The 12,271-nt window shown below is 39.7% G+C and carries 13 protein-coding genes and 1 riboswitch; of the genes, 10 read left to right on the forward strand and 3 right to left on the reverse strand.

Annotation, left to right across the window (positions count from 1 at the left end; genetic code table 11):
* Window positions 1-37: 37 nt before the first annotated feature.
* Window positions 38-943 carry a diacylglycerol kinase gene (locus KQ486_RS10405; RefSeq protein WP_216687578.1) on the forward strand — a complete coding sequence of 302 codons (906 nt, stop codon included), beginning with the start codon at window positions 38-40 and terminating at the stop codon, window positions 941-943.
* An 87-nt stretch (window positions 944-1,030) separates the two neighbouring features.
* Here the strand turns inward: KQ486_RS10405 and KQ486_RS10410 are convergent, their stop codons facing one another.
* Window positions 1,031-1,228, reverse strand: a complete 198-nt coding sequence (locus KQ486_RS10410) for a hypothetical protein (protein ID WP_216687579.1) — start codon at window positions 1,226-1,228, stop codon at window positions 1,031-1,033.
* A gap of 250 nt (window positions 1,229-1,478) precedes the next feature.
* Here KQ486_RS10410 and rlmD (KQ486_RS10415) point away from each other — a divergent pair, with 250 nt between their 5' ends.
* From rlmD (KQ486_RS10415) to KQ486_RS10430, 5 genes are all read left to right on the forward strand, one after another.
* Window positions 1,479-2,846 (forward strand): 23S rRNA (uracil(1939)-C(5))-methyltransferase RlmD, encoded by a 1,368-nt coding sequence (rlmD, locus tag KQ486_RS10415; RefSeq protein ID WP_216687580.1) that lies wholly within the window; start codon window positions 1,479-1,481, stop codon window positions 2,844-2,846.
* A gap of 258 nt (window positions 2,847-3,104) precedes the next feature.
* Window positions 3,105-3,242 carry a DUF6429 family protein gene (locus KQ486_RS14720; protein ID WP_446053829.1) on the forward strand — a complete coding sequence of 46 codons (138 nt, stop codon included), beginning with the start codon at window positions 3,105-3,107 and terminating at the stop codon, window positions 3,240-3,242.
* Window positions 3,235-4,674 carry a YcdB/YcdC domain-containing protein gene (locus tag KQ486_RS10420; RefSeq protein ID WP_216687581.1) on the forward strand — a complete coding sequence of 480 codons (1,440 nt, stop codon included), beginning with the start codon at window positions 3,235-3,237 and terminating at the stop codon, window positions 4,672-4,674. The genes KQ486_RS14720 and KQ486_RS10420 overlap by 8 nt, the downstream gene beginning before the upstream one ends.
* A gap of 560 nt (window positions 4,675-5,234) precedes the next feature.
* Complete coding sequence (locus KQ486_RS10425; protein ID WP_216687582.1) at window positions 5,235-5,504, forward strand: AbrB/MazE/SpoVT family DNA-binding domain-containing protein; 270 nt, start codon at window positions 5,235-5,237, stop codon at window positions 5,502-5,504.
* On the forward strand, window positions 5,504-5,827 hold the full coding sequence (locus KQ486_RS10430) for a type II toxin-antitoxin system PemK/MazF family toxin (RefSeq protein WP_216687588.1): 324 nt from the start codon (window positions 5,504-5,506) through the stop codon (window positions 5,825-5,827). The genes KQ486_RS10425 and KQ486_RS10430 overlap by 1 nt, the downstream gene beginning before the upstream one ends.
* 52 nt (window positions 5,828-5,879) lie before the next feature.
* On the opposite strand, the gene KQ486_RS14395 is transcribed toward KQ486_RS10430, so the two are convergent.
* Window positions 5,880-6,098: a hypothetical protein gene (locus tag KQ486_RS14395; RefSeq protein WP_246569289.1), complete on the reverse strand. Its 219-nt coding sequence runs from the start codon at window positions 6,096-6,098 to the stop codon at window positions 5,880-5,882.
* 170 nt (window positions 6,099-6,268) lie between these two features.
* The gene (locus KQ486_RS10435; protein ID WP_144161970.1) at window positions 6,269-6,373 is read right to left on the reverse strand and encodes a YjcZ family sporulation protein; all 105 of its coding nucleotides are present in this window, start codon (window positions 6,371-6,373) and stop codon (window positions 6,269-6,271) included.
* Between the two features lie 351 nt (window positions 6,374-6,724).
* On the opposite strand from KQ486_RS10435, the gene rlmD (KQ486_RS10440) reads away from it, so the two are divergent.
* The 4 genes from rlmD (KQ486_RS10440) (at window position 6,725) to KQ486_RS10455 (ending at window position 12,197) form a co-directional block, all read left to right on the forward strand.
* Entirely contained in the window at window positions 6,725-8,188 is a 1,464-nt protein-coding gene (rlmD, locus tag KQ486_RS10440) for a 23S rRNA (uracil(1939)-C(5))-methyltransferase RlmD (protein WP_216687583.1), read from the forward strand.
* 155 nt (window positions 8,189-8,343) lie between these two features.
* Window positions 8,344-9,024 carry a hypothetical protein gene (locus tag KQ486_RS10445; RefSeq protein WP_216687584.1) on the forward strand — a complete coding sequence of 227 codons (681 nt, stop codon included), beginning with the start codon at window positions 8,344-8,346 and terminating at the stop codon, window positions 9,022-9,024.
* Window positions 9,008-10,714: a GMC family oxidoreductase N-terminal domain-containing protein gene (locus KQ486_RS10450; RefSeq protein WP_216687585.1), complete on the forward strand. Its 1,707-nt coding sequence runs from the start codon at window positions 9,008-9,010 to the stop codon at window positions 10,712-10,714. The genes KQ486_RS10445 and KQ486_RS10450 overlap by 17 nt, the downstream gene beginning before the upstream one ends.
* Window positions 10,715-11,190: 476 nt before the next feature.
* Window positions 11,191-11,277, forward strand: a riboswitch (cyclic di-GMP riboswitch).
* Window positions 11,278-11,363: 86 nt separating this feature from the next.
* A complete protein-coding gene (locus KQ486_RS10455) occupies window positions 11,364-12,197 on the forward strand; it encodes a DUF5667 domain-containing protein (protein ID WP_216687586.1) in 834 nt (277 codons plus the stop codon).
* Window positions 12,198-12,271: the final 74 nt, after the last annotated feature.

The raw sequence follows: 12,271 nt of genomic DNA on the forward strand, positions 1-12,271 counted from the left end.
AACGACGAAAGAGTACAAGCTGAACGAAGGTGAAACGATGAAACGTGCTCGCGTAATTTATAATCCGACCTCAGGTAAAGAAGGAATGAGAAGATACTTACCTGATGTATTGGAAATGTTGGAGAAGGCAGGCTATGAAACATCTGCACATGCCACAACAGGTGAAGGGGATGCTACAACAGCGGCGCAAACCGCATGTGAACGACAATATGATCTCGTCGTTGCAGCTGGTGGAGACGGGACATTGAATGAAGTCATCCACGGCTATGCAAACCAGCCTCACCGCCCGAAGCTTGGAATCTTGCCGATGGGAACAACGAACGATTTCGCCAGAGCGTTAAAATTACCACGAGATCCCAAAAAAGCGACTGAGCTGATATTAAAAGGGTATTCAAAAAAGCTTGATATCGGAAAAGTGAATGACAAGCATTTTATGAATATCGCCGGTGGTGGGAAACTGACGGAACTGACATACGAGACTTCCAGTAAGCAAAAAGCATTATTGGGTCAGCTGGCGTATTATTTGAAGGGAGTCGAAATGCTTCCTTCCTTACGTCCAGCTTACGTCAGAATTGATTATGACGGCAATGTATGTGAAGAAGAAATCATGCTTTTCCTTGTTGCGAATACCAATTCAATTGGTGGATTTGAAAAGCTTGCTCCTAGAGCCGTCATGAACGATGGGTATTTTGATTTGTTGATTCTGAAGAAAACGAACTTGGCTGAGTTTTTGCTATTGGCGAACAAAGCGTTGAGAGGGCAGCATGTTGATGATGATAAAGTCATTTATACCCATGCAAAACATATTGTTGTCGAACCACGAGATGAACTGTTATTGAACATTGATGGTGAATATGGAGGGAAGCTTCCAGGAACGTTTACAAACCTTCATAAACATATCGAGTTTTTTGTACCACGTGAACATTTCGAAGAGAGTGAATAGAGAACGAAGCATAAAGTAGTTCAGGTAGAGAGCGCAATTGAAAAACTTGCTCCTTCCTTGAACTACTTTTTGATTTAAGATACGGCATTATTTAGGCAAGATCTCATCCTGCTGTTCATTTTCAATTTCCATGACATACCATTTCTTGTCTGATTGGATATGTTTATTCAATTTTTTTACGAAGTTCTCTGCAGTAGAGTAATCAACAAATGTTTTGTTAAACGTACTACTTGAGGCTTTTAGGTATTCTGTTTGACCATTAATATTTCTGGCAATTATGTACATGAGATCTCCTCCTTAGTCTTTTGTGAGCATTCAGTGAGAATTTATTACGCATTCGTTAAGTGTAAAATTTTCTGAATTGTTTATATGTATTATACATTACTTAGCAAGTTATTGGAATTACATAATAGTTAAGTAATGATGTCATTTTAAGAAATAATGTAACATAACGAATGATTTTTACTTAGATTTGGGAAAAATGAACTACTTCCTATATAATGGAACCACCAACACATAAAGGACGGAATGAAATATGGCAAAAGCACCTGTAGAAAAAAATCAATATATTGATGTTACATTCGAAGATCTAACACATGAAGGAGACGGCGTTGCGAAAGTAGATGGCTATCCTTTGTTTATTCCATACGGATTACCGGGTGAAAAAGCGAAGGTAAAAGTAGTCAAAACGCGGAAAAACTTCGGTTTCGGAAAGTTAATCGAACTGTATGAGGAAAGTGAGCACCGGACAACACCGCCTTGCGATATCTTCTTTCAATGCGGTGGCTGTCAGCTGCAACATATGACTTATGAACGCCAGCTTGAAATGAAACAAAAACAAGTAAAAGACGTTATGCGGAAAATCGCTCATCTGCCTGATGTCCCTGTCCATCCAACAATCGGCATGGAAAACCCATGGGATTATCGCAACAAAGTATCGATCCCAGTCGGTAAGCGGGATGGTAAAGTCATCACAGGCTTTTACCAAAAACGATCCCATAACATCATCGACATGGACTCTTGCCCGGTTCAACACCCACAAAACGATAAGTTAATCCAAGAAATGGCGAATCTATTCGAAGAGCTCCATATCGAACCATATGACGAGAACACCCACCGAGGCGTTATCCGCCATGTCATTGTACGAACAGGACAACATACAAACGAAATGATGGTCATACTCGTGACCAACACGAAAGAACTTCCTAAAAAGAAGGAACTTATTGAAAAAATCCAAGCAATCGACCCGGACGTGAAAAGTATCATTCATAATGTGAATACGAAGAAAACGAATGTGATCATGGGTCCAGAGTCAAAGACAATTTGGGGTAGTGATACGATAACCGATCGAATAGATGACTTAGAATTTCAAATCGGCGCACCTTCTTTCTATCAAATTAATCCACTGCAAACGGAAAAGCTGTATGCGAAAACGTTAGAGTATGCGCAGTTAAGTGGTAACGAAACAGTCATTGATGCTTATTGCGGTATAGGAACGATATCTTTGTTCCTCGCTCAGCACGCCAAAAAAGTTTATGGTGTTGAGGTTGTCCGCCAAGCGATCGATAACGCAAAAGATAATGCGAAGCACAACCGATTGACCAATACTGAATTTTACGTTGGACAAGCCGAAAAAGTCATGCCTTGGTGGCACGCACAAGGGTTAAGACCCGATGTAATTGTTGTCGACCCACCAAGAAAAGGGTGCGACGAAGAACTGCTGGATGCAATGGTCGGGATGAATCCAGATCGAATCGTTTACGTTTCTTGCAACCCATCAACATTGGCTCGTGATTTGAAAATTTTAGATGAAGCGGGTTATGAAACAAAACAAATCCAGCCAGTTGATATGTTTCCACAGAGTAGTCATGTGGAGTGCGTGGCGTTGATAGAGTTGAAATAACTTGGTGGCAATTGGTTTAGTGGATTCCAACAATAAATGAAGTATGTTTTAGGTTCCCTCGGACGAATGGTTCGGGGAACTTTTTGACCTCGGGGGTCTACTTTTACGCAGAAATACGGGGTTAATAATTGGGGAAGGGTCAAGGCACTATTATTAAAGATACATGCTTGTAAATAGTCGGCTTTTCTAATAAGCTAAAATTAACACTGATTTAGGAATGGTTTTATAGGATATGGAGGAAAGGCTTAAGGGCTTGCTCTGTTTTTATTATACTTACCGTCATGGAGGGAAAGTGATTTTCCGGGGGAATTGAGAAGAGGGTGGAAGGGATATACGTTTGATACCTTAAATGAATTAACTGATGAAGATTTGATTGGAGGTCTCACAATTGGATAAAGAAAAATTAAGAAAACGCGCATTATCATTCGTCTCAATTCCTGCTGATTTTAAGCCTATCATAGAGGAGTATGCTCAAGGTGAGAATGGTGAAGGGGAGGCCATGTTTTCTTGGGCAAACGAAGAAAAAGATAAAGGTCTTACTATAAATCTCGATTTGGCCGGAAATTTAACAAAGTTATCAATTGACATGGATGAGGATAGGGATTTCAATGGGGATTCTTTAGATGTAGAGGAACGAAAAGAACGGGCGGAGCAATTTCTGCTTAGTCACTACCCTGATGCTTTAAGCGATTTAACCTTTTATGAAAAGGAAGAGTTGGGTCAAGTCTTTCGCTTTAACTATGAGCGGATGATCATGAACTTGCCGCTCAAGTCTTCTGGTTGTTTTATTGATGTAGACCAAGTCGGGAATATAGTTACATTTTCTTATAAAGTTGCAGGGCATATACCAGAAATACCAACCACTTTGATTTCAAAAGAAAAACTGATTGAACACGAACAAAATAGACTCGATTTTAAGCAAACGATTACAAATCTCTATACGATTGTTCATGATGTGGAAGAAGATGATCTCCGTCTTGTCTATGAGCCAGAGCCATCTTTCATGAAATATAGAGCGGATATATTGACTCCGACCTTAAGCATTATCCACGATGAAGCTGTTTCAGAAACTTATATTCCGCTTCCGGCGCCTTCGAATACGACCAAACAAAAAGATTTGTCGATAAAAGAGGTCGTTGGTATTACGGAGGGAATGGAAATCATTCGGGAAGTCGATATGGGGGAAGAAACAGGAGTTGTATGGCGGGACCGAAACTGGAAGATGGAGGAAGATGATTTATCAATAAGTGGCTTTTTCAAGAATCGCTCAGAGGATACGGTTAAAGCCTTCATTTCAAGTAAAACAGGACAAGTCAGAAGTTTTATGTGGTTCAAAGAACGAAGTGGCGATCTCAAACTTACTCGTGAGGAATGTTTACAAAAGGCTACTGACTTTCTTCAAATGATCCTTCCAGATTATCATAGATATCTACAATTAATTGTACGAGAGAATGAAGAAGAAGTGGACGATTTCAGGAAAACGGAATCATTCTCTTTCCATATTCATAACGGTAAGGGCGTACCCGTTGAGTTAGAAATAGTAATCGTCGCAGTTAATCGTGAAACAGGACAGATCGATCATTATAGCGGACCGAGTTTTGATATGGAACAATTGCGCCAAATTCCCACAGAACCAGTGATTTCTAAAGAAGAAGCGAAAAAAATATTTCTCAGTCACTTGAACTTTGAATTAGCTTGGGACAAAGATTATGACGAAGAAACAGAATCCAACATTCTTGTCTATCAAGCTTGTGATAAGTATACCAGAACTCCCATTCGGTACATTGATGCCATGACTGGCGTCGTGATTACTGCAAAAGATAAGTAGGGTGTGCTCCTGCTATTATCAAGTAATCGTCATGGAAGTGAATGATAAACAAAGAAAGCAGAGTAAGATTAAGGTATCGAGGTGTGGGTTATTAGAAGATAGCAGCATATATGGGGGAATACATTTACGCAAAATTAGTATATTCGTGTAAATATATCAATTGTTGATGATAACACATATTGAGAGTGTGGCTTTGATAGAATTGAAATAGCTTGGTCAATAGGTTTTGGAAACTTTAGTTAAATTTGAAGTTTGTTTTATGTTCCCTCGAACGTATGGTTCGGGGGATTTTTCTATCTGGGGGTCTAAAATATGATCAAGTAATAGTATGAAAGTGCTTCGATGTTTATGAACTTATTTGTCGAATGAAGTTAGGGTTAGATCATATGGCTTAATAATATTCGTTCGTGGTTTGCCTGATGCATTAAGTTGAGCAATATAATCTTCACATTCCTTGGTACAGTTTCTTTTTCTCTTAAATAATGCCACCTTCATATCATACAACGCAACAACGTTGTATATACTATGTATATACGAATAATGCAAAAGGTGGTATAATAATGACAAAGGAAAGTAAAGGGAGGATTAAGATAACCACAAAAGTTCAAAAATGGGGAAATAGTCTTGCTGTAAGAATTCCAAGCACCGTTTCAAATCAACTCTCAATCGAACAAGGGTCGGAAGTTGAAATAGAAGTAGAAGCACACTCGTTAAAAATTACGCCTAAAAAGAAAGAATATACGCTGGAAGAATTAATGTCACAAGTCACGCCTGAAAACCGACATGAAAAAGTGGATTGGGGAAAACCTAAAGGGTCTGAAGCATGGTAATGGAAGTACCTGATAAGGGAGATTTAATTTATCTTAATTTTAGTCCACAATCAGGACACGAACAATCTGGGCATAGACCAGCTATTGTGCTATCTCCTAAGTTGTTTAACCAAAACACATTTCTAATAGCATGTCCGATCACTAATCAAGAAAAAGGGTATCCTTTTGAAGTGAAAATTCCAAGCGGGTTAAAGGTGAAAGGTGTCATTTTGACAGATCAAATAAGAAGCGTGGAATGGCGTTCAAGAAACGTGAAGATAGTTGATCAAGCACCAGCTGAAACAACGGATGAATGTTTAAAGAAAATAGCTACATTTTTATAATCATAAAACCGTACTCAAATAGGGGGTACGGTTTATTTTTTTAGGGTCTGAACTAACGTCCCGCTACTTTTGTATAGTGCAAAATAAAAGTAGCTTCACGGTCGCAACCACATGAAGGACCGTATTGATCGTAATACATATCATGGGCTTTGCAGGCAGCATCTACGGCATTGACCGGGGTTTCTGGTCCGTGGCATCCTGGCCCGCACCAATTATACTCCGGAAAATATGCAAAAACGTGAAGAAAATCCCCTCTTATTTTTTGATACATGATTAGTTTTCATCTCCTCTCGCTGGATTAAGTGTCACAATAAAGAATAATTACGTACCTAAAGAAAATAAAATGATTGATTTTGAAAAAACTTAAAAAGGAGACCCTTTTAAAATCGGGTCTCCTTATCTGTATCTATTAAGCAAGCGCGTCATTTACACAAAACTAAATTAATATCCATATCCTCCGTAACTGAATGCTCCTGCACCAACGATAATTAATAATACGAACAATACGACAATTAACGCGAATCCTCCGCCATAGCTTTGTGACATTCATATCAACTCCTTCCAGAATTAAAAGACCCCATCTTAAAGGGCCTTTCTATACTACTGTATGAAATTTTTCTCGATCTGTTTGGACTTCTGTATCTAAGACAAAAAGTTTAAGAAATAATAGGGGATGGTCATATAAAGATCATGACCGAAAGAACGGGGAATTTATTGGTAGACTGATAATGTATAATAAAAAAACTTCCCGCGAAACAACCTATGTGTAGAACGGCTCCGTCATGTTAATTGCATGGGGAAATGTTATAATGTTTGGTACTTATCAATTCCGATGTATTTTTTAAATAAATAATCGATTTATATTATATAAAGAAGAAAGTTAGGTCGTGAATAAACATGAAACAAAAAAACAATAGAAATAAAGTGAAGAAAAATAAACGCAGCTCGACTAAAAAGCCAGCCAATCAAAGAACACATCAAAAAACGAATAACTCAAAACCCCAGCATAAGAACCAACCTAAATCGAAGAAAAAAACGATTGCAGAAGTCACTTGCACTGGTTTAACGCATGAGGGTAAGGGGGTTTTTGAGTGGGAAGGGAAGTCTCTTTCTGTAGATAACTTCTTACCAGGTGAGAAAGCAGAAGTACTCATTTCACAAAAGGGACGATTTCCAAAAACGGAACTCAAACGAATCATTACGCCATCGAGAGACCGCGCGGGTTCACCAGCTTCCTATTATGCGCAGAGTGCGGGGTGTCAAATTCACCATATGACGGATGAGGCCCAGGCTCGCTTCAAGCAGAATGTCGTGGACGATTTAATGAAGCCGTTCGGTAAGCCGAAACCAATTATTACGATGGACCATCCTTATGATTATCGTAATAAAAACACGATGACATTTGGTTTGAATAAGAAGAAGGAAGTCATCACAGGTTTATACGCACCGAATTCCCATCGCATCATACCGATGGAGCGTTCCATTATTCATGATCCGAAAGCCGATGAAATTATCCAAACGATTAAAGGGATGATGAAATCCTTTAAAATGCAGCCATATGACGAAGATTCAGATCGAGGATTTTTGCGCCATGTGCTTGTAAGAGTCGGCAAAAACAGTGGCGAAATCATGGTTGTCATCGTTGCAGCTTCACCAATATTTAAGGGCCAGAAGAATTTTGTGAAAGCGTTAAGAGAAGCACACCCAGAGATTTCAACGATTTTATTGAACGTAAATACCAGAACGGACAGCATGATCCTCGGCGATCAAGAGAAAGTCCTTTTTGGCAAAGGCACAATCAAAGACACACTTTGTGGTTTGCAGTTCGAAATTTCAGCCTCATCTTTCTATCAAATCAATCCTGTTCAAACGGAAAAACTATATGCAAAAGCGATTGAAATGGCCAATCTGACTGGAAGAGAAACCGTCATTGATGCTTACTGTGGGATCGGTACAATTGGATTGGTTGCAAGCGAAAAAGCAGGTAAAGTCATTGGTGTAGAACTGAATAAAGGCGCAGTTCGTGACGCGATACAAAACTCGAAACGTAACGGTGTGAAGAATGCCAGATTTTATCAAGGTGATGCAGGCAAATTCATGGTTCAAATGGCAGCACGCGGTGAACAAGCGGACGTCGTTATTTTGGATCCACCGAGAAGCGGAAGCGATGAAGCGTTCTTATCGAGTGTTGTTAAACTCCAACCCAAACGCGTTGTATATGTTTCGTGTAACCCAGAAACACAAGCTCGCGATATGAAGTATTTAGTGAAAAATGGTTATCAGGTAAAGGAAATTCAACCAGTAGACATGTTTCCGCAGACGAATCATGTGGAAGGCGTGGCGTTGTTGGAGTTGAAATAGCTTGGTGGTAATGAATTTGTGTGTTTTAGCTGAATAGTGAAGTGTGATTTATATTCCCTCGGACGAATCGTTCGGGGGATTTTTTTGCCTCCCCGCGAGATTGCAATTTTACGCGAAAGGCACACAAATCAAGTGGATCTCGTACAGTCATAAAAATGGCACAGTATAATACAATAAGTTTGAAGAAAGAGGTGATGATCATTAGCACTTATACACAATCTCAAGTGTATACACAAGCAAGTTTTCGAGCACTTATAGATGCATTACTTCCATCCTCTTATGAGCAATACAATTATGAATCTACTAATAATATGGAGGTCCATGAATACATCATGTATTCCTTGGATCATGACATTTCTATTCAACAACCATTGCACCACACTATTGTTCCCCTTTCGTACCCCACAGCTAAAATGTTAGATATAGCAGCAACTCAACTGATGAATACGTATCAGGCGCAACCATATCCACATAGTCTTTTTCCAGGGGGTGGAATGTTTTCCTGTCTGTCCCGGAGAGATCGAATACGCACGTTATCTGCACTTGAAAATCTAAATATTGATCTATATGTTTTGCCATCCCCATTTCAGAATAATGCAGGTTTAGTTAAAAATGTAACAGATGCTCTTAACCGTTTCTCCATGCTTGGATATTATTCGGAATGGCCCGCTTACGGATCTACGCGGTTGCGTCCGCCTAGTGAACGACGTCTGGAATTTTTCCCTATGAACTGGCAGCGGGTCGGTTACCCTGGTGTATCTTACGGTTATCGCGATTTTCGTGGGTTTTTATTAAGAATGAATAGAAGTGAGGGGAAATATGAAAACGAATCCTGATGTAATTGTTATTGGGGCAGGTGGGGGCGGTCCTGTAATTGCCAAAGAACTTGGGGAATTAGGAATCCGTGTTCAAGTGCTTGAAGCCGGACCCTGGTATGGGAACAAGAATTGGCTCGAGCCTAATATGAATAGAGGACTCGCAAAGGAAAGTTCCAATCCTGAAGATTTGGACGGTACACTCTACCGTAATCAATTGACCAGACTTGAACAGGATATGAATGATCCCGTTACTGGTAAATTCCGTTGGGGGACTGCTGACCGGAGACGCACGCCTTGGTTCAGAAACGTCCCCGACCCTGCTATGGTCTGGCAGACTGCAGGAATTGGAGGGTCAACACTTCACTACTATGCCAACTGTCCACGTGCATTTCCGAGTGCCATCGACAACGAGTGGCCGATCCACTATAAAGACCTGATTCCATATTATGAAAAAGTAGAAGCTACATTGCCGGTTGAATTTGCCCCAACTACATCTAAAGAGGCACTCTTCTATTATGGAGCAGAAAAGGCGGGCTTTTCTATTAATAGAACACTGGACGTAACAAAAAATGGATACCGTCCCCAGCCGAATGCAATTTTACCACCCAACAAGCATTTGATGGATCCAAATTATTCATTAGAACAATTAAGTCATATGGAGGGTTGCACGTTAAGTGGGCATTGCGGCCAAGGTTGCCCATATGGACCAAAACTTGACAAGATGGCAAAACGGACTACAGCTGTTAGTTATGTCCCTTTGGCAATGAAAACAGGAAATGTCACTTTCAGGCCGAATACGTTTGTTACAAAGGTTTTAACAGAACGTAATGCTAACGGAAAGGAATGTGCAATTGGCGTTAAAATACGGGATACGTGGACAGGTGAAGTTGAGGAATTGTACGCGAAGGTAGTCGTGATGGCAGCTGGGTGTGTGGAAACACCACGTCTTTGGCTGAACTCTGAATTGCCGTATAATGCTTGGGTTGGCCGTGGATTGACAAATCATTATATGGACACGGTTACCGGAACATTTGATGAGCAAACGTTAATGAAGATTTTAGGAAGTCCTACTGTTCATCCATTTGTTGGGCATACATCAGCAGCGCGACTTGACTACCCTGGTCTTGGCATGATTGAAAATATGGGAGAGAGCCCTGGACTTACCGCTCAATTGCTGTTCGGGTTTAGTCAATACGGCTACAACAGTCTCCAGGAACAAAGCTCAGATATATGGGACCAGCGAGGAAGACTTGTCGGTGCCGAGCTTGATGAAGCTATGAAAGACTATAGTAGAACACTTACCCTGCTAATCGTTACAGATGATGAGGTGCAATATCACAACCGTGTTGAGCTGGACCCTCACATTAAAGATGAACACGGAGCGGTACCCATTGTACACTATACACCGAGCAAGAAATCAAAAGAGAGAAGAGAACAGTTGGTTCATATTGGGACAGATATGTTACGAAAAGCGGGTGCAAAGAAGGTACATCGTGCGGACCTTCCGCCAAATCTTTTTATTCATTTACAAAGTACCATGCGAATGGGTTTTGTCGTCGACACTTCATGTGAGGCCTATCAAGTAGACCGTCTCTTTATAGCAGATAATAGTGTTGATTACAATTCCCTTGGTGGACCGAATCCTACGTTGACAACGCAAGCATTGGCAACAAGGACAGCGGAATTATTAGCGAAAAAGTATTTTTGAGAGGATTTTAGATCGTTATTCATTCTCTAATTACTGGCCGATTCTATTAAAGAATTATTTTTTTGATTCCTTCCGAAAATTAAACTAGTATACACGCTAGCCACTTTCCTATCCTACTTGCCCTCAACCCTTCTGTGCTAATATATACGATAATCACTTGGGTATATTTTTATTTGTCGACGGAGGAACACATTTACGAAAAATTAGGATATTCATGATCATGTATCAACCATTTTGGTAACACATGTGGAGAGTGTGGCATTGTTGGAAAGAAACAATGTATCTAGATAATCAATAATTTAGTCAAGTTGAAGGGAAGGTTTGTATAATCAAATTAGATTAACAAGCCTTTCCTGTTTTTTCTTGCTTTAAAAGTGTGAAGATTGTCTCATTTACTAACGTGTAGCGACATGGTATGTTCTTAGTAGATGAGAGCGGAGAAGTGAGAAGGGTTGGCTGTGACTAAACGTTCCTCATTTGAAAAAAGGCAAATCTATTGAAAAATAGAGACGCAAAATTACAGGCCTACTGTGGTTATCCACTATGGTGGCTGGGTTACCAAATGAAGAATGGAGAATGGCTCGATACATAGTTAGAGTTCGTTCAAAATTCTTCTATAATCAAAATGCGATATAGGAGGATTTTTAGGATGAAAAGTAGTAATAACAGAGGAAAAATTTTTGTAACAGCTGTTTTGGCAGGAAGTTTACTAGTAGGTTCACCTGCCTATGCAGAAAGCGATGAACAGTTAGATGTTTCAGCAGGTACGACACCCGATAGTGTTTTTTATACGATAGATCAGTTAAATGAACGCTTGCAGCTATCAATTACGTCGGATGATGAGAAAAAAGCGGATTTATTACTTGCTTATGCTCAGGAACGTTTATCAGAATCTAATGAAATGGTTCAACAAGGAAAGGATGAGTACGTCAACAAGCTCATCGATCAGTATACAGAAACGTTATCAAAAGCTGAGGATCAAATAGCTAAAGTGGTAAGTTCCAATGATGTGTCCAAGGAAACTAAACAAAAATTTGCCGAAAAGTTGGACAGAGCGACAGACTACAATAAAGATATCGAAGAAAAATTAGATGAAAAAACACAGTTAATGCTAAAAGAAAAGCGAATTGAAGCAAAAGTGGTCGCATCCCTTATTGAAGGATTGGATGTAGAAAGTGTACGGAAGATGCGTGAAAGTGGCTTTGGATTCGGTGAGATTGTAAAAATTCAAGCAATCGCTAAAGCAAGTGGTAAAACGGTAGACGAAATTGCAAGCTATGCCGAACAAGGAAAAGATTTTGCGGCTATATCGCAATCAGTTGGCTTAAAATCGACGGATGTACTTGCGAAATCATTGGAAGAAAAGGAAGAAAAACTGGAAAAAGCGCTCGAAGAAGCTGAAGAACTTGGAAATAAAGAAATGATCGAAAAACTAACGAATGCGCTTGAAAGAACAGAGAGAGACAAAGAAGAATTTAAATGAATCAATTTCATAATTGCTCTTTTTAAAAATACAAAGACTTCTCCAATGTTTTGAATTGCATTTTTAAAAACAGA

The sequence above is a fragment of the Allobacillus halotolerans genome (genome assembly GCF_018967645.1).
GTDB lineage: Bacteria > Bacillota > Bacilli > Bacillales > Alkalibacillaceae > Allobacillus > Allobacillus halotolerans.

Bases quoted from the DNA above. Each gene is read 5' to 3' on its own strand.
- KQ486_RS10405 (WP_216687578.1), top strand. From the start codon at position 38: ATGAAACGTGCTCGCGTAATTTATAATCCGACCTCAGGTAAAGAAGGA.
- KQ486_RS10410 (WP_216687579.1), bottom strand. From the start codon at position 1,228: ATGTACATAATTGCCAGAAATATTAATGGTCAAACAGAATACCTAAAA.
- rlmD (WP_216687580.1), top strand. From the start codon at position 1,479: ATGGCAAAAGCACCTGTAGAAAAAAATCAATATATTGATGTTACATTC.
- KQ486_RS10425 (WP_216687582.1), top strand. From the start codon at position 5,235: ATGACAAAGGAAAGTAAAGGGAGGATTAAGATAACCACAAAAGTTCAA.
- KQ486_RS10430 (WP_216687588.1), top strand. From the start codon at position 5,504: ATGGAAGTACCTGATAAGGGAGATTTAATTTATCTTAATTTTAGTCCA.
- KQ486_RS14395 (WP_246569289.1), bottom strand. From the start codon at position 6,098: ATGTATCAAAAAATAAGAGGGGATTTTCTTCACGTTTTTGCATATTTT.
- KQ486_RS10435 (WP_144161970.1), bottom strand. From the start codon at position 6,373: ATGTCACAAAGCTATGGCGGAGGATTCGCGTTAATTGTCGTATTGTTC.
- rlmD (WP_216687583.1), top strand. From the start codon at position 6,725: ATGAAACAAAAAAACAATAGAAATAAAGTGAAGAAAAATAAACGCAGC.
- KQ486_RS10445 (WP_216687584.1), top strand. From the start codon at position 8,344: ATGGCACAGTATAATACAATAAGTTTGAAGAAAGAGGTGATGATCATT.
- KQ486_RS10450 (WP_216687585.1), top strand. From the start codon at position 9,008: ATGAAAACGAATCCTGATGTAATTGTTATTGGGGCAGGTGGGGGCGGT.
- KQ486_RS10455 (WP_216687586.1), top strand. From the start codon at position 11,364: ATGAAAAGTAGTAATAACAGAGGAAAAATTTTTGTAACAGCTGTTTTG.